This window comes from Streptomyces sp. NBC_01306 (assembly GCF_026340465.1).
GTDB lineage: Bacteria > Actinomycetota > Actinomycetes > Streptomycetales > Streptomycetaceae > Streptomyces.
Map to the genome: position 1 here is coordinate 5,617,404 of NZ_JAPEPC010000001.1, position 26,905 is coordinate 5,644,308.

Sequence of the window (26,905 nt, forward strand, 5' to 3'; positions counted from 1 at the left end):
GCCGGCCCGCGGGTCTCCGTGCACGCCGCCGTGGCCCGACGGGCCCGCCCGCCGGGCATGCTGAGCCCGGCCGGGGAGCCACACCGGGGCGGCAGGAAGTCGACGGCAGGAAGTCGACGGCAGGAGGCCCGGCGGCACGCGGCCGGAGTCGTGTCACGCGACGAGCGGGAACTCGTCCACCTCGACGTCCGGTTTGATGCCGAAGTCCCGCATGACCGCCTGTGCGGCGCGCCGGCCCGAGGCGAGTGCGCCCTGGGCAGTGCTGGTGTCGCGGTGGTCGCCGCACACGTACAGACCCGCGAGCAGCCGGACCGGGCGGCGCATGTCGTGCGGCGGCGGCATCGCGGGGACCGCGTCGGGGGAGTGGTGGACGGCGAGGAGTTCCCAGTCGTCGGTCGGTGTGCCGTGGAGCGCGGCCAGCTGAGCGCGGGCCGCGCGCTCCAGGCCGGGTCCTGGGGAGCCGAGCACCGTCGACGAGATCAGCGCGCGGCCGTCCGGGGCCCGCAGGGGGTCGACCTCGCTCATGACCGCGCTGTGCGAGACGGGGCCCGAGCGGTCGGCGTCCAGGACCAGGGCCGCGCCGGTGGGCGGAGGCGCCGGGGCGGTGTGGTGAAGGACCGTCACCGGGTGGAAGTCCGGGACCCGCAGACCGGGCAGCAGCCGGGCCGCCGAGCGGGCGTCGGTCGCCACGATGAGCGCCCGGCAGTTCAGCGTGCCGAGCTCCGCCGTGGTGACCGAGCTGATGGAGGCGGCGGTGACGGTCACCCCGGTGCACACCGTGCCCGGTGGCAGCGTCGCCGCCAGCCGCTCGGGCAGGACGGCCGCGCCGCCCGCTGGTACGCACAGCCGGCCGCGGGCGTAACTCCGCAGGGCGAGATCAGCGCAGCGGCTCGACGTGGTCAGCCCGGGGTCGCTCAGCAGCGCGGACAGCAGGGGCTTGAGGACGCCGGTGGCAGTACGGGGCGGGAGGCCGTACGAGCGGAGCGCGGCGAGCGCGGTCTGTTCCGGGCGGGCCGGCAGCCGTTCCATCGGGGTGGCCGCGAGCCGGGCCAGCGCGGCGCCCAGCCTGGCCCGGTCGAGTGCGCCGCTCACGAACGCACCGCCGGCGAGGGCGCTGCCCGCGAGTGCACTGCCCGGGCGTCCGCCGCCCGTAAGCGCGCTGCCCGCGAGGGCACTGCTCAGGGGGGCGCGTGAGGCGCTTCGAAGGGCGCGTGCGGCGCTGAATGCGCCCCGTGTGCCCCGGGTCTCGCCCGTACGGTGCAGAAGGCCCCCGCTGTGCACGAGGACGCCCGGTGAGAACAGTCTGAGGTCCGTCTCGCCCAGACACGGAGCGCGGAGCAGCTCCGGGTACGAGGTGTTCAGGAACCCTCCGGCGCGGTCCAGGCGGAAGCCGCCGGTCAGCTCGGTGGACATGCGGCCGCCCGGCGAAGGGGCGGCCTCCAGGACGCTGACCGACACACCGGCGCTGGTCAGCCGATGAGCTGCTGACAGGCCGGCGAGCCCGGCTCCGACGATGATCACGTCGGCATGGCGTGCGGTACTGAGCACGTGCCCCTCCCCGAGGTCGGCGCGGCCGCGGTCTTCCGTGCAGGGCTGATTCCCCCAACGGGCCGCGGAAATGCCCTGATTCGGGTTGAGAGTAGGGAGCGGGGCGGCGCGGGGCAGGCGCGCGGCGCGGGGGTACGGGGGCGCGGGGTCGCACGGCGCCGGGCCGGTGGGCGGCGTGGGGCCGCGGGGGCCGGGGAAGCCGCCTGTCTGTCGCCTTCAGCGCGGGGGCGTGAACGCGCCCTACGCCGCCGCCCGGATCGCCTCGTCGATCTCCGGGAACGCGAAAGTGAAGCCCGACTCCAGGAGTTTCTGCGGGAGGACCCGCTGGCTCCCCAGGACGTCCCCCGCGAACTCGCCCAGCGCGATCCGCAGCGCGGGGGCCGGTGCCGTGAACACGGTGGGGCGGTGCAGGACCCGGCCCATGGCCGCTGTCACCTCGCGGTTGGTGACCGGCTGAGGGCCGGTCAGGTTCACCGGGCCCGACAGGGTCTCCGTGTCCAGGATGTGGCGCAGCGCCGCGACATGGTCGTGCAGCGCGATGAAACTCCAGTACTGGCTGCCGTCGCCCATCCGGCCGCCGAGCCCCGCCTTGAACAGCGGGAAGAGCCTGCCCCAGGCCCCGCCCTCCTTGGCCACCACAAGTCCGGTACGGGCGAACGCCGTCCGGACGCCCGCCTCTTCGGCCGCGCGGGCCGCCTCCTCCCACTCGACGCAGAGCGAGGCGAGGAAGCCCTCACCGGGGGGCGCGCCCTCGTCGACCGCGCGGTCGCCCGTGTCTCCGTAGTAGCCGACCGCACTGCCGCACAGGAACACCGCCGGCGGCACGTCGAGCGAGGCGACGGCGTCGGCGAGGGTGGCGGTGCCCAGCACCCGGCTGTCCCGCAGCTCCTTCTTGTACGCGTCCGTCCAGCGGTGGTCGCCGACCCCCGCCCCGGCCAGGTTGACCACCGCGTCGCAGCCGGTCAGACCGGCCGTGTCCACGTGCTCCCGGACCGGGTCCCACGCCACCTCGTCCGCGGCCCGTGCGGTCCGGCGGACGAGCCGCACCACCTCGTGGCCGTCGGCGCGCAGGGAACGGCCCAGCGCCGTACCGATCAGTCCTGATGCTCCGGCAATCGCGATACGCATGGGCCCATCCTCACGCACCGCGGTGGAATTGCGCAGCGCCGCCGCCGGTGCCCGTGGCAGAGTGGCTCGCATGTCCGACCCGAACATACGTGTGGCCGTACCCGGTGACGGTGAAGTGCTCGGCGAGCTCGACCGGGCGACCTGGTCCACGCTGCACGAGGTCATGCCGCCGCCCCAGCCCCCGTACCGGCCCTTCTTCGACGAGCACCACCGGCCGGACGGCTGCCTGGTGGCCGAGCTGGCGGGTTCGGTGGTGGGCTACATCCGGCTGGTACGGCCGACCCCGCTCACCAGCAACGCCCATGTACGCCAGATCCAGGGCCTGGCCGTCGCCGCCACGGCGCGCCGCCACGGTGTGGGCCGGGCGCTGCTGAGGGCCGCGTGCGCCGAGGCGCGGCGCCAGGGCGCCACCCGCATCACCCTGCGGGTGCTCGGACCCAACACCCCGGCCCGCGAGCTCTACGCCGCCGAGGGGTTCGCGGTGGAGGGCGTGCTGCCGGGAGAGTTCCACCTGGCGGGCCGGTATGTCGACGACGTACTGATGGGACGCGGCCTCACCGCGTACTGAGCCCGCAGCCACGACCGGGGGGCGCGTGCGCGCTCAGGAACCGAACCGCTCCCACAGGCGCGGATACCGCTCGGCGAGCGCCTCGTCGTCGAAGTCGACCGGCGGCCCCTCCGGGTCGGCGGCCTGCGGCGGAATACCGAGGTCGGGCGTAGGCGCCCCGGTGAGCTGCTCGTACGCCTCGTCGGCCGCGTACCCCAGCTCCTCGCCGTCACCGTCGATCTCCTCGTCGAAGTCGTCGAGGAGATCGGCCAGGGCGTCCGGGTCCTGCAACGCGCCCTCGAAGATCTCCCGGCCCTGGCCGATGAGCCAGCAGCGGAAGTAGTCGAAGGAGTCGCTGTCGCTCTCGCGCAGCAGCACGACCGCCGCACCCCACAGGTCCCAGCGGTACGCACGGTTGTAGCGCGTCTCGAAGTACCGGGCGAACTCCAGTACGGACTCCGGGTCGAGCTGCGCCAATCGCTCGGTGAGCAGGTCGGCATGGTCCTCGGGGTCGCCGTCGGCGGCCGCGCGAGTGCTGTCGATGGTCTCCCAGAACTCCGTCTCGTCCCTCACGCGTCCAGCATCGTGGTTGGCGGGGCGCCGCGCACGCGGAGCGCCGATCAGCGGCCCTCTTGTTACCAGGCGATGTGACCGTCCGATGAATCACTCGTTTGACGGGTGAAGCGATTCGATCACTCACCCCAGAGGGGCCACCCCCGTCATGCGAACGCAAGAGCAACCGGAAGGGGCGCGGTCCGGCGCCGCCCGAGTGGGCGTGGAACAGGCCGAGGCCGCACTCGTCGAGCACTATCCGCGGCTCGTCCGCCTCGCCTACATCACGCTGCCCCCGTCCCTGGGCCGCCACCGCCGGGCGCTCGCCGCGCATGCGGCCGTCCAGCGGGCGCTGCCCGCCTCGCGTGACAGCGGCCCGGACGGGCCGCGCGTGCCCGTTCAGCGCGGCACATCGGAGGACCCCGGGTACGCCCTGGTCAGACAGCGCGTGCTGGCGACCGCCCTGGCGTACGGACAGCGTCCCGGCTGGTGGCCCCGGCAACTGCCCGCGCCGCGTGCGCTGCGGCCCGCGCTGCCCGCCGTCTTCGGGCTGCGGATCTTCCCCCGGTCCGGCGGCGCCGACGAACTCGCCCTGGAACAGGCGCTGTCCGGGACCACGGCGGCCGCCAGGGCCGCCCTCGTGCTGCACCGCATCGAGGGCCTGAGCGAACAGGCCACCCGCACGCTGCTGACGGCTGCGGGCGCAACCGACGCGGGGTCGGCGCTGCGCACGGCGCTCCGGCTGGCCCGTACCCCGGCGGAGACGGGGGCCGACGCGCTGCTGCGGTCCGACGAGTTCGACCCCTGTCTGGTGCACACCCGCCCCACCGATCTGATCCGGCGCAGACAGCGCGTCAGGTTCGCGCGGTGCGTGGGCATCGCCGTGACCGTGCTCGCCGTGGCGCTGGTCGTGGTGGACCGCGACGGGAGCTCCGCGCCGTCCGCCGCGACCGGGCCGTTCAACCCCGCCGTCAGCGCCCGTGCGGTGGACCCCGCGCTGCTGCTGCGCGCCCCGGCGCAGCAGTGGGCCGACAGCTCGCGCATGGACTTCACCGTCTGGCCCGCGCGCGGCGCCCGCAAGGACGACACCGCGCTGCTCGGCCGGGCGCTGAAGGTCTGGGCGAGCCCGTCCCGTACGGTACGGATCTCCGCCACCCAGGGCGCCGCGACCACCCCGCCGGCCCAGCCGTCCCGGCTCCTCTACGCGGGCGACGTGGACGGTGCGGCGGTGGTCCTGTTCGCCGACGGTGAGCGGGTCGTCCGGTACGCCGAACCCACCGGCGGCAAGGGCGCGCCCGCGCTCGACTTCGCGCGCACCGACGACGCCGACATCACCACCGGGGCCGCGGTGGTCGTCGGCCGCACCGACGGCAACGCGCGTTTCCTGCTGGCTCCCTGGGTCGCCGAGTCCGGCACCCGCGACCTCCTCGCCCCGGACGCCCCGGCGCGCCCGCTCGACGAGGGCAAGGACGGGGTGACCGCCCCGGTGTCGAGCCCGGCCACGGTCGTGGGCGGCAAGGGATGCGGCTCCTGGCCCGCGCTCCAGCTCCGCTCATCCAGCAAGGTCGCGGAGAAGCACGCGTTCCTCCTCACCGACCTCGGTGACCTCACGCCCGTCCACCTCACCTACACCCCGCCGCCGGGCGGCGGCGTCCCGGCGCGGCAGCCGAGGGAGGCGACCGGCAGTCAGGCGCTGGTCAGCTGGGCGCACACCGCCTGCTCGCTGACGGGTGTCCGCGGCAGCGGTGTACGCGCCGTGAACAACTGGGAGTACGCCCGCCAGCAGCTCCCCGACAACGGTGGCCGCGCCTCCTGGGTGTGCACCAGGGCGGACACCTGGCAGGGGCCCGGCCGGGTCTCCGTACAGCTCCAGCTCCCCACCGGGCCGGCGTCCCGGCCGGGCGTGATCGTGGCGCAGCAGAAGAACACCGCACTGTGCAGCCGCTTCGGCCAGAACGTACTGGCCGGCGCCAAGTGGAAGTCCGGCTCCGGGCGGTGGTACCTGCTGGCCGCGGGCAGCAGGGAGGTCCGCAGGATCGACGCGACCGGGGGAGTGCGGGCCACGGCGGACGGTACGACGCTGGCGGTACGGGCGGGCAAGGACGACCGGGCCGTCATGTCGGCCCGGCTGGCGAACGGGGACACGCTGAAGGCGCTGGGCTGAGACCGGGTCGATCCGGACTGCCCCGGGAATCCGGACCGGAGCTGTCGGGTATTGCTGGCACGGTGGCCCCATGGAGACAGACAAGCCTTTGACGGGACGAATCGCTCTGGTCGCCGGGGCCACCCGGGGCGCGGGCCGGGCCATCGCCGTACAGCTGGGCGCGGCGGGCGCCACCGTGTACGCGACCGGGCGCACCACCCGCGAGCAGCGCAGCGAGGTGGGGCGTCCCGAGACCATCGAGGAGACCGCCGAGCTGATCGGTGCCGCGGGCGGGACCGGGTTCGCCGTGCCCACCGACCATCTGGAGGAAGAGCAGGTCCGCGCGCTGGCCGAGCGGATCGACCGCGAGCAGGGACGGCTGGACATCCTGGTCAACGACGTCTGGGGCGGTGACCATCTCGCCCGGGTCGGCGAGGAGAACAAGATGTGGGAGATCCCGCTGGAGGAGGGGATCAGGATGCTGGAACTCGGGGTGAAGAGCCACATCATCACCAGCAGCGCCGTACTCCCGCTGCTGGCCCGCACCCCCGGCGGCCTGGTGGTCGAAGTGACCGACGGTACTGCCGAGTCCAATCGCGACTACCGGGTGAACTTCTACTACGACCTGGCCAAGAACGCACCGATCCGGATGGCCGCCGGCCTCGCCCACGAGCTGAAGTCCGTCGGCTCCACGGCGGTCTGTATCACCCCCGGCTTCCTGCGCTCGGAGGCGATGCTCGACCACTTCGGGGTGACGGAGGCGACATGGCGGGACGCCATCGCCAAGGAACCGCACTTCGCCATCGCGGAGTCCCCGGTGTTCGTGGGCCGCGCGGTGGCGGCGCTCGCGGCCGACGCGGACCGTGCACGGTGGAACGGGCAGTCGCTGTCCAGCGGACAACTGGCCGCGGAGTACGGCTTCACGGACGCCGACGGCAGCCGGCCCGACGCCTGGCGGTACATCACGGAGGTCGCGCTCGGCGGGGCCGCCCGGTCGGCGGAGGAGTACCGGTAACGGCTGTCCCGGCTCGGGCGTACAGCGGTAACGGCCGGGCCGGCTCAGGCGTACAGCCGTGCCGCCGCCGTCAGTGCCTCGGCGAAGCGCGCCCGGAGCTCCGGCGGCTCCAGGACCTCCACCTCCGGTCCCAGCGCCAGCAGTTGTGTGTACGCCACCTCCAGCGACTCGACGGGCAGCGCGACCGTCACCCGGCCGAGATCGTCGGGGGCGGAGGCCGCGGTCAGCGCTTCGTTCGCCGCCGCGCGGTCCACGGCGTACGGGAGGGACTCGGCGCCGGACGCGGAGACCCGGACCACCACCTCCGCCCGGAGCAGCGATCGGGCGAACCCGGCGGCCCGCTGCTCCCAGAAGGCGGACAGGTCGAATGCCTCGTCCCGCACGAAACAGCCGTGCTCATCGTGCGTATGGAGCGTGAGCGCGGAGAAGCGGTCGATGCGGTACACGCGGAAGTCGGCCGGATCACACGGATCGGGCACGTCCGGCGGATCGGGCGTGCCCCGCGGATCGGGTATGTGACGCGAACCGGGCGCGTCACGTGAACCGGCCGCGTCCCGTGAATCGGCCGCGTCCCGCGCATCGGATATGCCGCGCGGGCCGCCGTCCGCGCGGGCGCAGACGTACCAGACACCGGCCTTCAGTACGAGTCCGTACGGCTCCAGGACGCGCTCCACCTCGGAGCCGTCCCGGCGGCGGTAGCGCGCCGACACCCGTCTGTCCGCCCACACCGCACCGGCCAGCGGCGCCAGCAGCTCCGGCGTGCTCGGCTCCTGATACCAGCCGGGCGCATCCAGATGGAAGCGCCGGGCCGCCGATGCGGGGGCGTCGCGCAGCGCGGGCAGAAGGGCCGCCGACACCTTCAGGCGGGCCGCCGACGCGGCGTCATCGAGCCCCATCTCCCGCAGTGCGCCGGGCAGCCCGGAGAGGAACAGTGCCTCGGCCTCGGTGCGGGCCAGACCGGTCAGCCGGGTGCGGTAACCGCCGATCAGCCGGTACCCACCGGACCTGCCCCGCTCCGCGTACACCGGAACGCCCGCCTCCGAGAGGGCGAGGGCGTCCCGGGTGACCGTGCGCTCGGACACGGCGAGCTCCTGCGCCAGCTCGGCCGCTGTCATCATCGGCCGGGACTGGAGCAGGAGCACCATCTTGATCAGGCGGGCAGCGCGCATGGAATCAGCATGCACGCCACCACTGACAACGCCCCACGGTCACAGGCCGTAGCGCTCGCGAGCCTCCTTGACCGCCGATACGGGGACCTCGCCGCGCTTGGCGAGCGAGGCCAGCGCCGCGACGACGACCGACTGGGCGTCGACACCGAAGTGGCGGCGGGCCGCCTCACGGGTGTCCGAGAGACCGAACCCGTCCGTGCCGAGCGAGGTCCAGTCCTGCTCGACCCACTGGCTGATCTGGTCCGGAACCTGTCGCATCCAGTCGCTCACCGCGAGCACCGGACCGGGCGCACCGGCCAGCGCCCGGGTGACGAACGGGGTGCGCTGCTCACCGCGGAGCAGCGCCTCGTCGCACTCCAGCGCGTCGCGGCGCAGCTCGCCCCAGGAGGTCGCCGACCACACATCGGCCGTGACACCCCAGTCGGCCGCGAGCAGTTCCTGCGCCTCCAGCGCCCAGTGGATCGCCGTACCCGATGCGAGCAGCTGCATCCGCGGGGCGTCGGCGGCTGCCGCCGTGCCCTCCTTGAAGCGGTACAGACCGCGGCGGATGCCCTCCTCGACGCCCTCGGGCATCGCGGGCTGGTGCTTCGGCTCGTTGTAGACCGTCAGGTAGTAGAAGACGTTCTCTGCGTCCGGGCCGTACATCCGGCGCAGACCGTCCTTGACGATCACCGCGATCTCGAAGGCGAACGCCGGGTCGTAGTTGAGCGACGCCGGGTTGGTGGAGGCGATCAGCTGCGAGTGGCCGTCCGCGTGCTGGAGCCCCTCACCGGTCAGGGTGGTGCGGCCCGCGGTGGCGCCGACGATGAAGCCGCGGCCGAGCTGGTCGCCGAGCTGCCACATCTGGTCGGCGGTGCGCTGCCAGCCGAACATCGAGTAGAAGATGTAGAAGGGGATCATCGGCTCGCCGTGCGTCGCGTACGACGAGGCGGCGGCGATGAAGTCGGCCATGGCGCCGGCCTCGGTGATCCCCTCGTTGAGGATCTGGCCGTCGGTGGCTTCCTTGTAGTACATCAGCTGGTCACGGTCGACCGCGTCGTACGTCTGGCCCTTCGGCGAGTAGATACCGGCCGACGGGAACAGCGACTCCATACCGAACGTACGGGCCTCGTCGGGGACGATCGGCACCCAGCGCTTGCCGGTCTGCTTGTCCCGCATCAGGTCCTTCATCAGCCGGACGAAGGCCATCGTGGTGGCCATCTCCTGCTGTCCCGAACCCTTGATGAGCGCCTTGAACGCACGCTCCTCGGGCTCCGGGAGCACCACCTGGTGCACCCGGCGGGCCGGGGCGGGGCCGCCGAGCTCGGCGCGGCGCTCCTGGAGGTAGCGGACCTCGGGGGAGTCGGCGCCGGGGTGGCCGTACGGCACCAGGCCCTCGTCCAGTTTCGCGTCCGGGATCGGCAGGTCCAGCAGGTCGCGCATGGCGCGGAACTGCTTGCCGTCCAGCTTCTTCATCTGGTGGTTGGCGTTGCGGGACTCGAAGCCCTCGCCGAGCGTGAAGCCCTTGACGGTCTGCGCGAGGATCACGGTCGGCGCGCCCTTGAACTCCAGGGCCGCCTTGTACGCCGCGTACACCTTGCGGGCCTCGTGGCCACCGCGCGAGGTGTGGAAGCACTCGGCGATCTTCGCGTCGGTGAGCAGCTTCGCCAGCTCGGCGAGCGCGGGCTCGGCACCGAAGAAGTGCTGGCGGATGTAGGCCACGTCGCGCGTCGCGTACGTCTGGAACTGCGCGTCCGGCACCTCGCGGAGGCGGCGGATCAGCGCACCCGTGGTGTCGAGCTGGAACAGCTCGTCCCAGGCGGAGCCCCAGAGCGTCTTGATGACGTTCCAGCCGGCGCCGCGGAACTGCGCCTCCAGCTCCTGCACGACCCGGAAGTTGGCCCGCACCGGGCCGTCGAGGCGCTGCAGGTTGCAGTTGATGACGAAGGTGAGGTTGTCGAGGCCCTCACGGGCGGCCAGGGTGAGCGCGGTCGTCGACTCGGGCTCGTCCATCTCGCCGTCGCCGAGGAAGGCCCAGACGTGCGACTGCGAGGTGTCCTTGATGCCGCGGCCGGTCAGATAGCGGTTGAACCGTGCCTGGTAGATCGAGGAGATCGGGCCCAGGCCCATCGAGACCGTGGGGAACTCCCAGAGCCAGGGCAGCCGGCGCGGGTGCGGGTAGGACGGCAGACCGTCGCCGCCCGCCTCCTGGCGGAAGTTGTCGAGCTGCTGCTCGCTCAGGCGTCCGTCGAGGAAGGCGCGGGCGTAGATGCCGGGCGACGCGTGGCCCTGGATGTAGAGCTGGTCGCCCGAGCCGTCGCCCTCCTTGCCGTGGAAGAAGTGGTTGAAGCCGGTCTCGTAAAGCCAGGCGGCCGAAGCGAAGGTGGCGATGTGGCCGCCGACGCCGAACCGGGAGCCGCGGGTGACCATCGCGGCCGCGTTCCAGCGGTTCCACGCGGTGATCCGGCTCTCCATCGCCAGGTCGCCGTCGAAGGCGGGCTCGGCGGAAGTCGGAATGGTGTTGACGTAGTCGGTCTCCAGCAGCTTCGGCAGCGCGAGACCGTCGCCTTCGGCCCGCTCCAGCGTGCGGCGCATCAGATATGCGGCACGGTGGGGGCCGGCGGCCTTGGTGACGGCGTCCAGGGAGGCCGCCCACTCGGCGGTCTCCTCGGGGTCGCGGTCCGGGAGCTGGTCGAGCTCGCTGTGAAGCTTGCCTACGGGGTCGGTCATGGTCGCCGCCTTCCGGACAGAACAGGGGGTGCAGATAGGCCCGGTCTGGCAGGACAGGGCGACGGGCTGGGTGAAGCCCTCCGGAGACTGTAAATCGCTGATCGATGATCGATCAAAGGGTTGAAGGAAAAATCTTTCCGTAACGTAGAAAGTCGGCATTCGGTGTCAGCGATGAGGGCACGCGGTGCCGCGAAAAGGGCCTCTCATCAGGCCCGCGGTGCACATCCGAGCACGTGGTCCTTCACCAGAGGGCCGATCTGCGGGTCCCTCCGGCGGAAGGCCTCGACCAGCGCCTCGTGCTCTTCCGCGTAGGACTTCTGCACGGTCCCCAGCCAGCGGATCGACAGCGTGGTGAACACCTCGATGCCCAGCGACTCCCAGGTGTGCATCAGCACGCTGTTCCCGGCGGCCCGCACCAGCTCCCGGTGGAAGGCCACGGTGTGCCTGACCTGCGCCGCGCTGTCGCCCACCTGGTCGGCCCGGTAGAGCGCAGCGACCGAGGGCTCAAGGACGGAGACGTCGTCGGCCAGCCGGTCGACGGCCAGCTCGGCCGCGATCTGCTCAAGACCGGCCCGGACGGGGTAGCTCTCCTCCAGATCGGCCGCGGTCAGATTCCGTACGCGTACGCCCTTGTTGGGGGCCGACTCGATGAGCCGCAGCGACTCCAGCTCACGCAGGGCCTCCCGGACCGGCGTCTGGCTGACCTCCAGCTCGACGGCGATCCGCCGCTCCACGATCCGTTCACCGGGCTGCCACCGCCCGCGGACGATGCCCTCCACGATGTGCTCGCGAATCTGCTCGCGCAGGGAGTGGATGACGGGCGGCGTCATTTTGTGCTCCTTCGGACCGCATTGGTCTGGCTGAGGCCGGTCGCGCGGACCAGGCTCCCCATGACAATACGGCGGCGCCCCCGTCCGGAAGGAGTCCGGAGGGGGGCGCCGCAGGTGAGGCTGGTTACAGGCCGAGCTCGACCTCGAACTCGCCGGCTTCCAGGATCTCCTTGACCGTCGTCAGGTAACGGGCCGCGTCGGCGCCGTCCACCAGGCGGTGGTCGTAGGAGAGAGCCAGGTACGTCATGTCGCGGACGCCGATGACGGTGCCCTCGGCGGTCTCGATGACGGCCGGACGCTTGACGGTCGCGCCGATGCCCAGGATGGCTGCCTGGTTCGGCGGGACGATGACCGTGTCGAACAGCGCACCGCGCGAACCGGTGTTGCTGATGGTGAAGGTCGCACCGGACAGCTCGTCCGGGCTGATCTTGCTGGACCGGACCTTGCCGGCCAGCTCCGCGGTCTTCTTCGAGATACCGGCGAGGTTGAGGTCGCCCGCATCCTTGATGACCGGGGTCATCAGACCCTTCTCGGAGTCCACCGCGATACCGATGTGCTCGGTGTCGAAGTAGGTGATCGTGCCCTCGTCCTCGTTGATCCGGGCGTTGACGACCGGGTGGGCCTTCAGCGCCTGGGCGGCGGCCTTGACGAAGAACGGCATCGGGGACAGCTTGACGCCCTCACGGGCGGCGAAGGCTCCCTTGGCCTGGTTGCGCAGCTTCATCAGCTTGGTGATGTCCACCTCGACCACGGTGGTCAGCTGAGCCTGGCTGTGCAGCGCCTTCATCATGTTGTCGCCGATGACCTTGCGCATCCGGGTCATCTTGACGGTCTGGCCGCGCAGCGGGGAGACCTCCAGCTTCGGCGCCCTGGCAGCGGCCGCCGGAGCGGCGGACGGCGCCGGGGCGGCGGCCTTGGCGGCCTCCGCGGCGGAGATGACGTCCTGCTTGCGGATGCGGCCACCGACGCCGGTGCCCTTGACCGAACCGAGCGCGACACCGTTCTCGGCGGCGAGCTTGCGGACCAGCGGGGTCACGTAGGCGCCGTCGTCAGCGGTGTTCGCCGCAGGAGCCGGGGCCGGGGTGACGGGGGCGGGGGCCGGAGAGGCGGCGGGGGCCGGTGCGGGCGCCGGCGCGGCCGGAGCCTGCTGGGCGGGCGCCGGAGCCGGAGCAGCCGGTGCAGGAGCGGCGGCCGGAGCAGCCGGAGCAGCGGGCGCCGGGGCGGCAGCGGGGGCCGGAGCCGGGGCGGCAGCGGGGGCCGGAGCCGGGGCGGCGGGCGCCGCTGCCGGGGCCGCACCCTTCGCACCGACGACGGCGAGCCGGGCGCCGACCTCGGCGGTCTCGTCCTCGCCGACCAGGATCTCCAGCAGGGTGCCCGAGACGGGCGACGGGATCTCGGTGTCGACCTTGTCGGTCGAGACCTCAAGCAGCGGCTCGTCCTCGGCGACGTCGTCGCCGACTTCCTTGAGCCAGCGGGTGACGGTGCCCTCGGTGACGCTCTCACCGAGCGCGGGAAGGGTGACGTCCGTGCCCTCGGCGGAACCGCCGGCGGCGGGCGCCTCGGCAGCCGGAGCGGCCGCGGGGGCCGGGGCCTCGGCGGCGGGCGCGGGAGCCTCGGCGGCAGGCGCCTCGGCGGCGGCGGGGGCCGGGGCGGCAGCGGGCGCGCCCGTGCCGTCGTCGATGACGGCCAGCTCGGCGCCGACCTCGACGGTCTCGTCCTCGGCGACCTTGATGGAGGCCAGCACACCGGAAGCCGGAGCCGGGATCTCGGTGTCGACCTTGTCGGTCGAGACCTCAAGCAGCGGCTCGTCGGCCTCGACGCGCTCGCCCTCGGCCTTGAGCCAGCGGGTGACGGTGCCCTCGGTGACGCTCTCACCGAGCGCCGGCAGGGTTACGGAAACCGACATGGTTTCAGTTGCTCCTTACGGATGGGGTCTCCCCTGCTCAAGCGCAGCCGAGAGCTTGGGAAGTCTGGAAGTGGTCGTCGCGCCCAGGGACTGAGTGCCCGGGAGGGCTACTAGTCGTGGGAGTGCAGGGGCTTGCCGGCAAGGGCCAGGTGGGCCTCGCCGAGCGCCTCGCTCTGCGTCGGGTGCGCGTGGATGAGCTGCGCGACCTCGGCCGGCAGAGCTTCCCAGTTGTAGATCAGCTGGGCTTCGCCGACCTGCTCGCCCATCCGGTCACCGACCATGTGGACGCCTACGACGGCACCGTCCTTGACCTGGACGAGCTTGATCTCGCCCGCGGTCTTGAGGATCTTGCTCTTGCCGTTGCCCGCGAGGCTGTACTTGAGTGCGACGACCTTGTCCGCGCCGTACACCTCCTTGGCCTTGGCCTCGGAGAGTCCCACCGACGCGACCTCGGGGTGGCAGTACGTCACCTTCGGCACACCGTCGTAGTCGATCGGCACGGTCTTCAGGCCGGCCAGCCGCTCCGCGACGAGGATGCCCTCGGCGAAGCCGACGTGCGCGAGCTGAAGGGTCGGGGCCAGGTCACCGACGGCCGAGATCGTCTCGACGTTGGTCCGCATGTACTCGTCGACCAGGACATAGCCGCGGTCCATCGCGACGCCCTGCTCCTCGTAACCGAGGCCCTGCGAGACCGGTCCGCGGCCGATGGCCACGAGCAGCACCTCGGCCTCGAACTCCTTGCCGTCGGCCAGCGTGACCTTGACACCCTTCTCGGTGTACTCGGCCTTGTCGAAGAAGGTGCCCAGGTTGAACTTGATACCGCGCTTGCGGAACGCCCGCTCCAGGAGCTTCGAGCTGTTCTCGTCCTCGACCGGCACCAGGTGCTTCAGGCCCTCGATGACGGTCACGTCGGTGCCGAAGGACTTCCACGCCGAGGCGAACTCGACGCCGATGACGCCGCCGCCCAGGATGATCGCGGACTCCGGGACCCGGTCCAGCGTCAGGGCGTGGTCGGAGGAGATGATGCGGTTGCCGTCGATCTCCAGGCCGGGCAGCGACTTCGGTACGGAGCCGGTGGCGAGGAGGATGTGGCGGCCCTGGATGCGCTTGCCGTCCACGTCCACCGAGGTGGGGGAGGAGAGACGCCCCGCACCCTCGATGTAGGTCACCTTGCGGGAGGCGACCAGTCCCTGCAGGCCCTTGTAGAGGCCCGCGATCACGTCGTCCTTGTACTTGTGGACCCCGGCGATGTCGATGCCCTCGAAGGTGGCCTTGACACCGAACTGCTCGCTCTCGCGCGCCTGGTCGGCGATCTCGCCGGCGTGCAGCAGGGCCTTCGTGGGGATGCAGCCGTTGTGCAGGCAGGTGCCGCCGAGCTTGTTCTTCTCGATCAGGGCGACGTCGAGACCAAGCTGCGCCCCGCGCAGCGCTGCGGCGTAACCGCCGCTACCGCCGCCGAGAATCACTAGGTCGAAAACGGTGCTGGCGTCGTTCGCCACGTCACGTCCTCCATGCATGGTGCGCCGGTGCCGGTCTTCCCTGACCGGGCGGCGGCGGGTGTACGGCCGCTTTTATTTCGGCCCTGTGGTGGGGGCCCTGTCCTGCCGAAGACCCATCTTTGCACTTGTCGGCCGCCGACGAGACGCCGGGCCGTAGTGCGGTACGTCCCATCCGCCCTCCGGGCCGCTCACCCGGGCGTACGCACGTACGGATTTCGTTCAGGGCGAACACCGGCAAAGTCACGGCAAAGCCGTACGGCCCCGGGCGGGGAGCCCGGGGCCGTACGGGAGGTGCGGTGGCGTGGATCAGCCGAGGTCGCCGTCGGCGGTGCGCTCCGCGAGGCGCACCAGGGTGCGGATCGCCGAGCCGGTACCGCCCTTGGGGGTGTACCCGAAGGGGCCCGCCTCGTTGAAGGCCGGACCCGCGATGTCCACGTGGGCCCAGGTGATGCCCTCGCCGACGAACTCCTTCAGGAACAGACCGGCCACCAGGCCGCCGCCCATCCGCTCGCCCATGTTCGCGATGTCGGCGGTGGGGGAGTCCATGCCCTTGCGCAGGTCCGCGGGGAGCGGCATCGGCCAGGACGGCTCGCCGACCTCCTCCGCGATCTCGTGCAGCTCGGTACGGAAGGCGTCGTCGTTGGACATGATGCCGAAGGTGCGGCTGCCGAGTGCCAGCACCATCGCGCCGGTCAGCGTCGCCACGTCGACGATCGCGTCGGGCGTCTCCTCGGAGGCCTTCGCCAGCGCGTCGGCCAGCACCAGCCGGCCCTCGGCGTCGGTGTTGAGGACCTCGACGGTCTTGCCGCTGTACATCCGCAGCACGTCACCCGGGCGGGTGGCCGAGCCGGACGGCATGTTCTCGGCGAGCGCCAGCCAGCCGGTGACATTGACCTGGAGGCCGAGCCGCGCGGCGGCGACGACGGCGGCGAACACGGCGGCGGCGCCGGCCATGTCGCACTTCATCGTCTCGTTGTGGCCGGCCGGCTTGAGCGAGATGCCGCCCGAGTCGTAGGTGATGCCCTTGCCGACGAAGGCGAGCGACTTCTCCGCCTTGGAGTGCGTGTACGAGAGCTTCACCAGCCGCGGCGGGGCCTCCGAACCGACACCGACGCCGAGGATGCCGCCGTAGCCGCCCTTGGTGAGGGCCTTCTCGTCGAGCACCTGCACCTTGACGCCGTGCTCCTTGCCGGCCGCGGTGGCGACAGCGGCGAAGGACGCCGGGTTCAGCTCGTTCGGCGGGGTGTTGACCAGGTCGCGGGCGCGGTTGATCTCCTCGGCGACGGTCACGGCGCGCTCGGCGGCGGCCTTGTGCGCCTTGTCCCGCGGCTTGGCTCCCAGCAGGGCGGCCTCGCCGAGCGGACCCCTGGCGTCCTTGGGGACGGCCTGGAACGCGGTGAAGGCGTACGCCCCGAGGAGTGCGCCCTCGCCGATCGCCTGGACGTCCTCGGCGGCCGTGACGGGCAGCGCGAAGGCGGCCTTCTTGGCACCGGCCAGCGCGCGGGCGGCGACACCGGCCGCGCGGCGCAGCGTCTCCTCGGCGTACTCGGCCCCGGCGTCGCCGGCACTCCTGCTGTCCGGTTCGGCGCCGAGCCCGACGGCCAGGACGACCGGGGCCTTGAGGCCGGCGGGTGCGGGGACCTTGGTGGCCTCGCCCTCCGCGCCGGTGGCACCGAGGGTCTCCAGAACGGCGGCGAGCTTTCCGCCGAACGCCTTGTCCACGGCTTCGGCGCCCGGTGCGACCACGGGGCCCTTGGCGCCCTTCGCCACGCCTACGACGACGGCGTCGGCGCGCAGCGTTGCGGCGCCGGCCGTGCTGAGAGTGAGAGCAGTCACGGTGGTGAAATCTCGCTTCCGTTGAGTTGGTCGGTGGCCGATGGATGGGGCCGCCCCGCCGCAGAGCCTACGCTCGGTGACGGAAATCGCCCACGCGGGCTGCTTATTAGACAGAGCAGCAAATACGGCGGGGCGTGCGAGCCGGGCGATGCGCCCCGTGAATGCCCGCTGCCCCGAACGCCGGCGTCACCCGAACGTCAGCACCACCAGGGCGGCCGTCGCCGCCGTCTCGGCCAGCGCGCCGAAGACATCGCCGGTCACCCCGCCGAAGCGGCGCACGCAGTGCCGCAGCAGGAGTTGGGCCGCGCCGAGCGCCAGCAGCACGGCCAGTGCGTGGCGCAGTGCGCCGTACGGACCGAGGAGCGCGCCCGCCGCCGCGCACACCGCGGTGACCCCAACGGCCGCGCCCAGCGCGGCCCCTGCGGGCACGGCCCCGGCCACCGCCGCGCCCAGCCCGTCCGGGCGGGCGGCCGGAACGCCCCGGCGGCAGGCGAGCGTCAGCGCCAGCCTGGCCGCGAGCGCGCAGACGACCGCGCCGGCCGCTCCGTGCGCCCAGCCCTCCCCGTACAGCCGGGCCAGCGCGGCGACCTGGGCGAGCAGGACGAGGACCAGCGTCACCACGCCGAACGGGCCGATGTCCGACTGCTTCATGATGCGCAGCGCGTCATCGGCCGGCTTCCCGCTGCCGAGTCCGTCGGCGACGTCCGCGAGCCCGTCCAGATGCAGACCGCGGGTGAGGACCGCCGGCACGGCCGCGCTCACCACGGCGGCGAGCAACGGTCCCGGCCCGAGCAGCAGCACCGGTGCGCCGAGCGCCGCCGCGCACACCCCCACGACCAGCCCGGCCAGCGGGGCCCAGAGCATCCCCGAGCGCGCCGCGGCCCGGTCCCAGCGCGTCACCCGGACCGGGAGGACCGTGAGCGTGCCGAAGGCGAAACGTATGCCGTCCATGGCGCGCAGGTTATCCGCCGGCGCGGGCGGATAAGTTACGCGTAACAGCCATAAGGGAAGCAGGTGGCATGGGTCACTGGTGGGCACGGAACATCGTGGAACCCGGCAAGCTCCCGCTGACGCTGGCGCTGTTCTCGTTCGTGCTGTCCTTCGTGGTCGTGCGGTCCATCGCCCGGCTGATCCGGGCGGGCCGCGGACCGTTCCGGAACATCACCCCCGGCGGCATGCACATCCACCATGTGGTGCCCGGCGTCATCCTGGTGGTCATCGGCGGCTTCGGCGCGGTGGCCAGCGGGAGACACGGGGTGGGCGGCGCCGTCTGCGCGGTCATCTTCGGAGCGGGGGCGGGCCTGGTCCTCGACGAGTTCGCCCTGCTCCTCCACCTCGACGACGTGTACTGGAGCGAAGAGGGCCGCAAGAGCGTCGAGATCGTGGTGCTGACGGCGGCCCTGGTGGGGCTGATCCTGGGCGGCTTCCTGCCGTTCGGGGTCAACGAGCTGTCGCCCCAGGAGGCCCAGGACCGGGGGGCGTTCATCGTGAACACCGTGCTGGACTTCGCCTTCGCGCTCGTCGCGCTGAGCAAGGGCAAACCCCGGATCGCCCTGATCGGCGCTGTGGTCCCGTTCGTCGCCCTGATCGGCGCCGTCCGGCTGGCCCGGCCGGTGTCCCCGTGGGCCAAGCGGTTCTACCGCACCAGGCACCGGGCCCGCGCCAGGGCGATCCGGCGCGCCTACCGTCACGACAGGCGCTGGGCGGGCCCCCGGCGCCGGCTGGAGGAGTTCATCGGCGGCGCCCCCGACCCGGCCCGGACCAAGCTGCCCGGACGGGACGGCGGACCGCCCCGCTGACGCCTGCGGTCCCGCCAGGCCGCGAGGGCGCAGAGCACCAGCGTCGCCAGGATCGCCGCCAGATGCTCCTTGCCCGCCAGGTTGTCCTTGACGACCAGCTCCAGGACCATGCCCACGATCACCGCGCCGGCCGTCCACCGGGCGCCGAGTCGCCAGCAGACGAAGACGGCGAGACCGACCACGGCGGCCGACGGGCCGGTGTCGACGATCAGCGCGTCCGAGGCCTTCACACCGAAGCTGTTGTCCGGCCCGAACGCGATCGCGGCGCGGGCGTACAGCGTCCCGGCGAGTGTGGTGACGTACGAGATCAGCAGCGTCCGCCACCAGCCGATGCAGATCTCCGCGATGCCGAACACCAGCAGGATCTGGACCAGGGCGCCCCAGACCGGCAGGTCCAGCGCCGGTACGAACAGCGAGAGCGGGGTGCGCAGCAGCGCGAGCCAGAGCGGGTCCATCGCCCGGACGAACCCGATGTCGTGCACCGGCCGCAGCCCCCACGACTGGTTCTGCACGATCTGGAAGCACGCGGTCAGGGCGACGGCGCCGAGCGTCAGCGGGACGGCACGCCACTTCCTGGTGACGAGCGCCGTCCGTACGGTGGTGAACAGCGGCCCCCACTCGCGGCGGGCCGCGGCGCGCAGCGCACGCCGGTTCACCGTCTGGTCCCGAGCTGCTTGCGGTGCAGCCACTCGGGCAGCCCCGGGGCCTCCAGGAACCCCTCGGCGCGCGCCGAGGCGACAGCGATGCGCAGCAGATCCGCGCTCTTCTCGAACAGCATGAAACGGGGCTCCCAGATCGGCCGGTACTTGGCGTTGGCGCGGTACAGCGACTCGATCTGCCACCACCGTGAGAAGAAGGTGAGGAACGAGCGCCAGAGCCTCAGCACGGGGCCGGCCCCGAGCTTCGAGCCACGTTCGAAGACCGATCTGAACATCGCGAAGTTGAGTGAGATCTGCGTGATCCCGATCTCCTTCGCCCGCTGCAGGAGTTCGATGATCATGAACTCCATCAGACCGTTCTCGGCCTCCCGGTCACGGCGCATCAGATCCAGCGAGAGCCCTTCGGGGCCCCAGGGCGCGAAACTCAGGACGGCACGCAACTCGCCGTCGCCGTCCCGGCATTCGAGCATCATGCAGCGCCCGTCCGCCGGATCGCCGAGCCGTCCGAGCGCCATCGAGAACCCCCGCTCGGTGGCTCCGTCGCGCCAGTCGTCGGCCCGGTGCACCAGGCGCTCCATCTCGGCCTCGGGGATCTCCTCGTGCCGCCGGATCCGGACCGTGTACCCGGCGCGCTGCACCCGCTTGTACGCCTGGCGCACCGTCCGCATGGCCCGGCCCTCCAGGGTGAACTCCGCGGTGTCCACGATGGCTTCGTCGCCGAACTCCAGCGCGTCGAGGCCGTGCCTGGCGTAGACCGTGCCGGCCTCCTCGCCGGCCCCCATCACCGCGGGCAGCCAGCCGTGCTCGCGCGCCTCGGCCAGCCAGGGCTCGATCGCCCCGGGCCAGGCCTCCGGATCGCCGATCGGATCACCGGAGGCGAGCGAGACCCCGCCCAGCACCCGGTAGGCGACCGCGGCCTTGCCGGTGGGGGACCACACGACGCTCTTGTCGCGGCGCAGCGAGAAGTAGCCGAGCGAGTCGCGCTCACCGTGCCTGTCCAGCAGGGCGCGCAGCCGCTCCTCGTCGTCCGGGGTGATCGGGTCGACGGCACGCCGGGAGCGGAACGCCGCGAAGAGCACCGCGAGCAGCAGCGCGGTGGACATGACGTTGATGAAGACGTCGACCCAGGCGGGCGTCTCGATGCCCTGGATACGGGAGTCGTTGGGTACCAGCGAGATCAGCCGCATCACGCCGTACCGCCATCGGTCCGGAAACGTCGAACGGTACGTGTCATGGGCCGTGTTGGTGACGGTGACCAGCAGCGCGGCCAGCAGCGAGCAGGCCAGCAGCCCGCCCACGGCAACGGCGGCCGCCAGCTTCGGGTTGGAGCGGTCGCCCTTGGCGTAGTACTCCCGCCTGCCGATCAGCAGCGACAGGACGAAGGCGGCGGTCAGCGCCAGCGAGACCCAGTTCTGCGCGTACCTGCGGAACTCCGGGAAGCACATGGCCAGCACGAGCACCAGCAGGAAGAGCCCGCCCATGACCAGGTTGAGCAGCCAGGCGGCCCGCTTGCGGCGGCGCATGGTGATCGCCAGGAAGAGGCTGAAGGCACCCGATGCGAAGCCCGCGGTGAGCAGATAGGGGGTGAAGAAGTACTCGGTGTTGTGCCGCCGCACATCCTGGCCGAGGGAGACCCATGCGGCGCCCAGCAGGTTGATGAACGTCACGGCACGCAGGTACCAGACGGCGAATGCCGCACAGCGGCGCGACCGGACCGTGGTCAGGGGGGTGCCCCCGGCAGATGTACGGACGTCTCCCATGAAACGCGATGATATGGGGCGCCGGGTGTCCTGCCGGGACGTGCTGCGGCCGACGGCAGGCCGCCGGCCGCGGTGCTACTTCCCACTGTCTCCCGGCGATGGCCCCGCCGCCACCGAAGTCGCGCCATTCCCGGCCCGGTTGGGGGTGTTTCCGGCCGGACGGCACGGACCGGGCACTACCGGGCGGAGGCGTCCTGGGCCGAGGCTTCTGCGTCGGGGGCCTTTGCGTCGGAGACTTCCGCGCCGGGGGCTTCCGTGGCGGCGGCGATCTCGCCGGCGCCGTCCGCCGTACGCTCCGGGAGCTCCGCCGCCAGAGCTGCCGCCGCCTGGACGAGCGGCAGCGCCAGCAGCGCCCCCGCGCCCTCGCCCACCGTCACGCCGTGGTCGAGCAGCGGGGTCAGCGCCATCCGGTCCAGCGCCTTCGCCTGGGCCGGTTCACCGCTGACCTGGCCGGCCAGCCAGGAATCGGGGGCGCGGAAGGCGGCCCGCTGGCCCACCAGCGCGCACGCGGCCGCGACCACCCCGTCGAGGATCACCGGCAGCCGCCGGACCGAGCACTGGAGCAGGAACCCGGTCATCGCGGCCAGATCCGCGCCGCCGACCGCGGCGAGCAGCTCCAGCTGGTCGCCGAGGACCGGCCGGGCCCGGCGCAGCGCGTCCCGGACCGCCGCGCACTTGCGCATCCAGCCCAGATCGTCGATGACCGCTCCACCGCGCCCGGTGACGACCGAGGCGTCCGTGCCGCAGAGCGCGGCGATCAGCGTGGACGCGGCCGTGGTGCCGCCGACGCTCAGATCGCCCAGCACGACCAGGTCGGTGCCCGAGTCGGCCTCCTCGTCCGCGATGGCCATGCCGAGACGTACGGCCTGCTCGGCCTCTTCGACGGTGAGGGCGTCCTCGACGTCGATCCGCCCGGTGCCGCGCCGGACCCGGTGCCGTACGACCTCGTCGGGCAGCAGCGCCGGGTCGCAGTCCAGACCGGCGTCGATGATCCGTACCGGCAGCCCGAGCCGGCGGGCCAGCACCGCGACCGGGCTCTCCCCGTCGAGCACGGCCCGCACCAGTACATGCGCGCTCTTGGCGGGCCGCGCCGACACATCGAGTTCGGCCACACCGTGATCGCCCGCGAAGAGCACCACGCGCACGTTGTCGACCGGCCTGACCGGTACCGCGGACTGCGCTGCCGAGAGCCACTCACCCAGCTCGTCGAGCCGGCCCAGCGCGCCGGGCGGGACGGCCAGCCGCTCCCGGCGTTCCTCGGCTTCGCGCCGTACGCCGCTGTCGGAACGTTCGATCAGATCGGAGAAGTCGTCGAGATTCAGCGCGCTCATTCGCCGAACAGTACCGGCACCTTTCCCGCGGGACGCCGCGCGGCCCGTACCTCCCGCCGATACCTCGATCCGTGCGCCGGATCGCCGGCACCGCCCCGTCGAGGATCACGGTCAGCCGCGCAGCACGACCGCCTGCCCGGCGACGACCAGGAGAACGTGCTCGCACTCGGCGGCGAAGGCCGCGTTCAGACGCCCGAGTTCGTCCCGGAAGCGCCGCCCCGACGCGGTCGCCGGCACCACACCCGAGCCCACCTCGTTGCTGACCGCGACGACCATGCGCCGGGTGGCCCTGACCGCGGCGACCAGCTCGCTCACCCGCTCGTGCAGCGCCCGTTCGCCGCCGTCCGCCCACCGCTCGTCCTCCCAGGCGCCCACCCGGTCCATCGCGTCGGTCAGCCACAGGGACAGGCAGTCGATCAGCAGCGGGGGCCCGTCGTGCTCCGCCAGCAGCGGCAGCAGGTCGCAGGTCTCCTCGGTCCGCCAGGAGCCCGGTCTGCGCTCGCGGTGCAGCCCCACCCGGGACGCCCACTCGGCGTCCCCGTCGCGGCTGCCGCCCGTCGCGACGTACACGACCCCCGGGAACCCCTCCAGACGCCGTTCGGCTTCCACGGACTTCCCCGAGCGGGCCCCGCCGAGCACCAGCGTGCGGCGCGGCAGGTCGGGCACCGCGTGGTACTCGCCGACGATCAGCGTCGTCCCGTCCGGTACCGCCCGCGCCCCCGCGGCGGCCAGCCGTCTCGCCAGCTCAGGACCCGGCGGCACCTCGTGGCCGAGGTGGACGGCGAGCACATCGGTGGTGGCACCGACGGCCCCGGCCGACCGCAGCCTGGCCAGGGCGTCCGGGCGTCCGACGACATCGGCCAGCACCATCTCGTACGGAGCCCGGCCGTCGTCGGGGAATCCCGCGGGTGAGGCGCCCGGCGGCAGGTACAGCAGCCGCTCGCCCTCCGGCGACGTCACCTCGTACCCGGTGCCGGGGGAGTCCATCGCGACCGCCCGTACCCGGTGCCCGCTGATCAGCGTCAGCACGCGTCCGTCGGCCACCCGGCCGGCCTGCGGCAGCCCGGCCGGCAGCTCCACCGGGGGCCCGTTGTGCGGATGGGTGAGCAGCACCTGGCGTACGCCGGCCAGCGAGTGCCCGGCGCGTGCGGCGGCCATGGCGGCCCCCGGAGTGAGGTCGAGCAGCAGTACGCCGTCGACGAGCAGCGCGGTCGCCGCCCGTGCCCGCTCGCCCCGGGCGGCCGCACAGACGGCGCAGGGACAGTCGGGACGGGGCAGCCCGTCGGGGGCACCGGTGCCGAGGAGAGTGAGTTCCACAGGAAGATCCTCCCGCGCGGCCGCTCGCGGTGCTCGCCCGGCTACGCTGCCAGCAGCTGTTGAACCCGCCGGGGAGACCCGTACGGGATCCCGGCCGGCCGAAGACAGCGTGGCATCCAGTGGCATCCAGGAGGCGGACATGGCATGGACGTGGCGGTTCGAGAAGTCCGACGGTACGGAGACCCAGCCGGCGGTGGCGCCCGATGAGTTCACCACGCAGGGCGACGCGGAGTCCTGGGTCGGCGAGGTGTGGAAGGAGCTCGCCGACGGCGGCGCCGACCAGGTGACGCTCTTCGAGGACGCGACCAAGATCTACGGCCCGATGAGCCTGCACCCGAAGGAGACGGCGGACGGCGCGGACGCGGCCGGTCCGGCGGCCTGAGACCCCCGTTCCGGCAGCGGTGAGGGGCGGCGCCCGCACGGGCACCGCCCCTCACCGCTGCGTGGACGCGCGACTTCGCGGACCCGGTCTACATCGTGCCGAGCGTGACCTCCGCCGTCTTCGCGCTGCCGTTCCGCTCGTAACCGACCTTGACCTTCTGCCCCGGCTTGTACGAAGCCAGCACCTCGGAGAGCGCCGTCAGCGACTTGACCTGGGTGGCGGCCACCCGGGTGACGATGTCCCCGGTCTTCAGCCCGGCGGCGCCCGCAGCGCCGCCCTTCGTGAGGGAGACCACCGCGACCCCCGCGGGCTGGAAATTGGCGCCCACGACGGTGCGCCCGGTGATCCCCAGGGCGGCCCGGCCCGAGTTGGTGACCTTGCCGTCCTTGATGATCTGGCCCGCGATGTTGGTCACCATCGAGGCCGGGATGGCGAAGCCGATGCCGGGTGCGGCGCCGCTGCCCAGCTGCGGATCGGTCGCCGCCAGCGTGGGGATGCCGATGACCTTCCCGTCCAGGCCGACCAGTGCGCCCCCGCTGTTGCCGGGGTTGATCGCGGCCGAGGTCTGCACCATGTTCCCGATGGTGGCCCCGGTGCCGCCGCCGGAGCTGCCCTCGCTGACGGTGCGTCCGGTGGCGGAGACGATCCCCTGGGTGACGCTGCTGGAGAGCCCGAGGGGCGAGCCCAGCGCGAGCACGATCTTCCCCATGTCGACCTTGGACGACTGGCTGAAGGAGGCGGCCTTCAGCCCGGACGGCACCTTGTCCAGCTTGATGACCGCCAGATCCTGTGCGGGGTAGCTGGAGACGAGCCGGGCGTGCAGCTGGCCGCCGCCGGTGGCCGATGTGACCTTGAACTGCTTGGCCTTGCCGACCACATGGGCGTTGGTGACGATGTCGCCCTTGCTGTCGTAGACGATGCCCGAGCCGAGGTCGTTGCCCGACTCGATCTGGACGACCGAGGGCAGGACGTTCTTGATCACCTGCTCGTAGTTGCTCTGCAGGGCGTCCCCGCCGTCGGTGGCGGCGGGGTCGGCAGCCACCGACGGGGACGCCGAAGGACCGTGGCCGGCGGCGGGGCCTGTCGACGAACCGGAACCTGAGCAGCCGCCGACCAGGGCGACGCCACAGATTCCTGCGGTCAGCGGCAGCAGCAACCGGTGCGCACGGCTACGGACACGGCCACGGGTACGGGAGGAATCCATGTCCGTAGTGTCGCTTTTGCCAGGTGGGGTCTGCCTGCGGTGCGCCGCCGATCAGGGGAATCCCCGGAGGGCGGAGCCGGAAGCGGGCCCGGGCGGGCGTCAGCCCCGTACACCGCACAGATGCAGCAGCGCCGCCACGTTCTTGTACGGCTCGGTGCGCCCGGCACGGTCCTCGGCCGCCAGCAGCTGGTCCAGCTCGTGGGCGGACGGCAGCTCCTCGTCATTGCCCACGTTGTCCGTGAAGACCCGGACCCCGTACCAGGCATGGAGGGGGGCGGCGATACCGGCCAGGGTGGCGGTGACCGCTTCGAGCCGGTCGGCGCGGGCCTTCAGGCCCAGCCGGTTGGTGTACGTGTCGCTGTCGAAGGCGGCCAGCGCGCCGGGCCAGTCACCGGCCATCCCCGGCCGCATGGCGAGCGCGTCGGCGTTCCGCACGAGCAGCGAGAGCAAGCCGCCGGGTGCCAGCATCCGGGCGAGACCGGCCAGCATCGCGTCCGGCTCATCGGCGTACATCAGGACGCCGTGACAGAGCACCACGTCGAAACTGCCGGGCAGGAAGTGCGCACCGGTCTCCCGGCCGTCCCCGTCCAGCAGCCGCATCCGCGCGCGGATGCCCTCCGGCTCGGTGGCCAGCGCGTCACGGGCCACCTTGAGCATCGCGGGGTCGGACTCCAGGCCGGTCAGCGTGTGCCCGGCACGGGCCAGCCGCAGGGCCTGGGTGCCCTGCCCCGTACCGACGTCGAGGATCCGCAGCCGCTGCCCCACCGGGAAACGCGCCGCGAGCTGCTCGTCGAGCTGACGCGCGACGAGCTCCTGGCGGACGGTGTTGCGGAGCCCTCCCAGGCCCTTCAGCCATGCGGCCGAAGCGCCGTCGAACCCCGAGACGCCCGTGCTCAGGGCCGCTCTCCGCGCTTGACCTGCGGCTTCGGCAGGCGCATCCGGCGCATCTGGAGCGTGCGCATCAGACCGTAGGCCAGGGCGCCGCCCTTGGGCTGGTCCGGGAAGCGCTCGTTCATCTGCTTCCTCATCCGGAACCAGACTCCGGCCGAGTCGATGATGATCAGCACGATCACGATGAGCCAGAGCAGCAGCGCGATGCTCTGGATGCCGGGCACCTGGATGACGCTCAGTACCAGGATGACCACGGCGAGCGGCAGGAAGAACTCGGCGAGGCACCAGCGCGAGTCCACGTAGTCCCGCGCGAAGCGGCGGACCGGGCCCTTGTCCCGGGCCGGCAGATAACGCTCGTCGCCGCTGGCGAGAGCCTCACGCTGCTTGGCCATGTCCGCACGGCGGGCCTCGCGCTGACGCTTGGACGCCTCCTTGCGGTCGGTCGTGGGAGTGACCGCGCGGCGTCGCTGGGACTGCGCCTCATTCCGCTTGGGGGTGGGGCGACCTTTGGGAGCCTGCGGGTCGCGGGGCTGCTTGGAGAGGTCCGGCGTCACCTTGGAGGTGCGGACCTTCTCTTCATTGGCGCGGCTTCGGAACACAAAACCCAAGGGTACGGGGTGCCGTGCGGGGCGCCAGGACCGAGGGGGAACGATCGCGCAACGGTCTGCCCGGCCGGGAGC

At 72.4% G+C, this 26,905-nt stretch carries 22 protein-coding genes; 5 read left to right on the top strand and 17 right to left on the bottom strand.

Going from position 1 to position 26,905, the window contains the following annotated elements; genetic code table 11:
* Positions 1 to 153 precede the first annotated feature (153 nt).
* Together OG385_RS24775 and OG385_RS24780 are read right to left on the bottom strand one after the other, a co-directional pair.
* The gene (locus tag OG385_RS24775; RefSeq protein ID WP_266857765.1) at positions 154 to 1,548 is read right to left on the bottom strand and encodes an NAD(P)/FAD-dependent oxidoreductase; all 1,395 of its coding nucleotides are present in this window, start codon (positions 1,546 to 1,548) and stop codon (positions 154 to 156) included.
* Between the two features lie 240 nt (positions 1,549 to 1,788).
* Entirely contained in the window at positions 1,789 to 2,676 is an 888-nt protein-coding gene (locus OG385_RS24780; RefSeq protein ID WP_266857766.1) for a TIGR01777 family oxidoreductase, read from the bottom strand.
* Between the two features lie 70 nt (positions 2,677 to 2,746).
* On the opposite strand from OG385_RS24780, the gene OG385_RS24785 reads away from it, so the two are divergent.
* The gene (locus OG385_RS24785) at positions 2,747 to 3,244 is read left to right on the top strand and encodes a GNAT family N-acetyltransferase (protein ID WP_266857768.1); all 498 of its coding nucleotides are present in this window, start codon (positions 2,747 to 2,749) and stop codon (positions 3,242 to 3,244) included.
* 33 nt (positions 3,245 to 3,277) lie between these two features.
* Here the strand turns inward: OG385_RS24785 and OG385_RS24790 are convergent, their stop codons facing one another.
* The gene (locus tag OG385_RS24790; RefSeq protein WP_266857770.1) at positions 3,278 to 3,796 is read right to left on the bottom strand and encodes a DUF4240 domain-containing protein; all 519 of its coding nucleotides are present in this window, start codon (positions 3,794 to 3,796) and stop codon (positions 3,278 to 3,280) included.
* Positions 3,797 to 3,944: 148 nt separating this feature from the next.
* Between OG385_RS24790 and OG385_RS24795 the strand changes: the two genes are divergently transcribed.
* Together OG385_RS24795 and OG385_RS24800 are read left to right on the top strand one after the other, a co-directional pair.
* Positions 3,945 to 5,939: a hypothetical protein gene (locus tag OG385_RS24795; RefSeq protein WP_266857772.1), complete on the top strand. Its 1,995-nt coding sequence runs from the start codon at positions 3,945 to 3,947 to the stop codon at positions 5,937 to 5,939.
* 70 nt (positions 5,940 to 6,009) lie between these two features.
* Positions 6,010 to 6,933: an SDR family oxidoreductase gene (locus OG385_RS24800; RefSeq protein WP_266857774.1), complete on the top strand. Its 924-nt coding sequence runs from the start codon at positions 6,010 to 6,012 to the stop codon at positions 6,931 to 6,933.
* 44 nt (positions 6,934 to 6,977) lie between these two features.
* On the opposite strand, the gene OG385_RS24805 is transcribed toward OG385_RS24800, so the two are convergent.
* From OG385_RS24805 to OG385_RS24835, 7 genes are all read right to left on the bottom strand, one after another.
* Positions 6,978 to 8,102, bottom strand: coding sequence for a YafY family protein (locus OG385_RS24805; protein ID WP_266857775.1), 1,125 nt, complete (start codon positions 8,100 to 8,102; stop codon positions 6,978 to 6,980).
* Positions 8,103 to 8,141: 39 nt separating this feature from the next.
* Complete coding sequence (aceE, locus tag OG385_RS24810) at positions 8,142 to 10,811, bottom strand: pyruvate dehydrogenase (acetyl-transferring), homodimeric type (RefSeq protein WP_266857777.1); 2,670 nt, start codon at positions 10,809 to 10,811, stop codon at positions 8,142 to 8,144.
* Positions 10,812 to 11,017: 206 nt separating this feature from the next.
* The gene (locus OG385_RS24815) at positions 11,018 to 11,641 is read right to left on the bottom strand and encodes a GntR family transcriptional regulator (RefSeq protein WP_266857779.1); all 624 of its coding nucleotides are present in this window, start codon (positions 11,639 to 11,641) and stop codon (positions 11,018 to 11,020) included.
* A 124-nt stretch (positions 11,642 to 11,765) separates the two neighbouring features.
* On the bottom strand, positions 11,766 to 13,547 hold the full coding sequence (gene sucB / locus OG385_RS24820; protein ID WP_266857781.1) for a 2-oxoglutarate dehydrogenase, E2 component, dihydrolipoamide succinyltransferase: 1,782 nt from the start codon (positions 13,545 to 13,547) through the stop codon (positions 11,766 to 11,768).
* Between the two features lie 110 nt (positions 13,548 to 13,657).
* Positions 13,658 to 15,046 carry a dihydrolipoyl dehydrogenase gene (gene lpdA, locus OG385_RS24825; protein WP_266857783.1) on the bottom strand — a complete coding sequence of 463 codons (1,389 nt, stop codon included), beginning with the start codon at positions 15,044 to 15,046 and terminating at the stop codon, positions 13,658 to 13,660.
* A 306-nt stretch (positions 15,047 to 15,352) separates the two neighbouring features.
* Entirely contained in the window at positions 15,353 to 16,882 is a 1,530-nt protein-coding gene (locus tag OG385_RS24830; RefSeq protein ID WP_266857784.1) for a leucyl aminopeptidase, read from the bottom strand.
* 186 nt (positions 16,883 to 17,068) lie between these two features.
* On the bottom strand, positions 17,069 to 17,842 hold the full coding sequence (locus OG385_RS24835; RefSeq protein WP_266861142.1) for an adenosylcobinamide-GDP ribazoletransferase: 774 nt from the start codon (positions 17,840 to 17,842) through the stop codon (positions 17,069 to 17,071).
* A gap of 59 nt (positions 17,843 to 17,901) precedes the next feature.
* Here OG385_RS24835 and OG385_RS24840 point away from each other — a divergent pair, with 59 nt between their 5' ends.
* Positions 17,902 to 18,681, top strand: coding sequence for a hypothetical protein (locus tag OG385_RS24840; protein ID WP_266857785.1), 780 nt, complete (start codon positions 17,902 to 17,904; stop codon positions 18,679 to 18,681).
* Here the strand turns inward: OG385_RS24840 and OG385_RS24845 are convergent.
* The 4 genes from OG385_RS24845 to OG385_RS24860 all read right to left on the bottom strand — a co-directional run bounded on the left by OG385_RS24845 (position 18,570) and on the right by OG385_RS24860 (position 23,748).
* Positions 18,570 to 19,337 carry a hypothetical protein gene (locus OG385_RS24845; protein ID WP_266857787.1) on the bottom strand — a complete coding sequence of 256 codons (768 nt, stop codon included), beginning with the start codon at positions 19,335 to 19,337 and terminating at the stop codon, positions 18,570 to 18,572. The two genes, OG385_RS24840 and OG385_RS24845, sit on opposite strands and share 112 nt — an antisense overlap.
* A complete protein-coding gene (locus OG385_RS24850) occupies positions 19,334 to 21,100 on the bottom strand; it encodes a phosphatidylglycerol lysyltransferase domain-containing protein (RefSeq protein ID WP_266857789.1) in 1,767 nt (588 codons plus the stop codon). Before OG385_RS24850 ends, OG385_RS24845 begins: the two co-directional genes overlap by 4 nt.
* Positions 21,101 to 21,276: 176 nt before the next feature.
* Positions 21,277 to 22,431, bottom strand: a complete 1,155-nt coding sequence (gene cobT, locus OG385_RS24855; protein WP_266857790.1) for a nicotinate-nucleotide--dimethylbenzimidazole phosphoribosyltransferase — start codon at positions 22,429 to 22,431, stop codon at positions 21,277 to 21,279.
* A 111-nt stretch (positions 22,432 to 22,542) separates the two neighbouring features.
* Positions 22,543 to 23,748, bottom strand: coding sequence for a bifunctional adenosylcobinamide kinase/adenosylcobinamide-phosphate guanylyltransferase (locus OG385_RS24860; protein ID WP_266857791.1), 1,206 nt, complete (start codon positions 23,746 to 23,748; stop codon positions 22,543 to 22,545).
* A 139-nt stretch (positions 23,749 to 23,887) separates the two neighbouring features.
* Here OG385_RS24860 and OG385_RS24865 point away from each other — a divergent pair, with 139 nt between their 5' ends.
* A complete protein-coding gene (locus OG385_RS24865; RefSeq protein WP_266857793.1) occupies positions 23,888 to 24,130 on the top strand; it encodes a hypothetical protein in 243 nt (80 codons plus the stop codon).
* Positions 24,131 to 24,218: 88 nt separating this feature from the next.
* On the opposite strand, the gene OG385_RS24870 is transcribed toward OG385_RS24865, so the two are convergent.
* The 3 genes from OG385_RS24870 to OG385_RS24880 form a co-directional block, all read right to left on the bottom strand.
* On the bottom strand, positions 24,219 to 25,334 hold the full coding sequence (locus tag OG385_RS24870; protein ID WP_266857795.1) for a S1C family serine protease: 1,116 nt from the start codon (positions 25,332 to 25,334) through the stop codon (positions 24,219 to 24,221).
* Between the two features lie 99 nt (positions 25,335 to 25,433).
* Positions 25,434 to 26,186, bottom strand: coding sequence for a methyltransferase domain-containing protein (locus OG385_RS24875; protein ID WP_266861144.1), 753 nt, complete (start codon positions 26,184 to 26,186; stop codon positions 25,434 to 25,436).
* Positions 26,187 to 26,227: 41 nt separating this feature from the next.
* Positions 26,228 to 26,824, bottom strand: coding sequence for a DUF3043 domain-containing protein (locus OG385_RS24880; protein WP_266857796.1), 597 nt, complete (start codon positions 26,822 to 26,824; stop codon positions 26,228 to 26,230).
* Between the last annotated feature and the right edge of the window lie 81 nt (positions 26,825 to 26,905).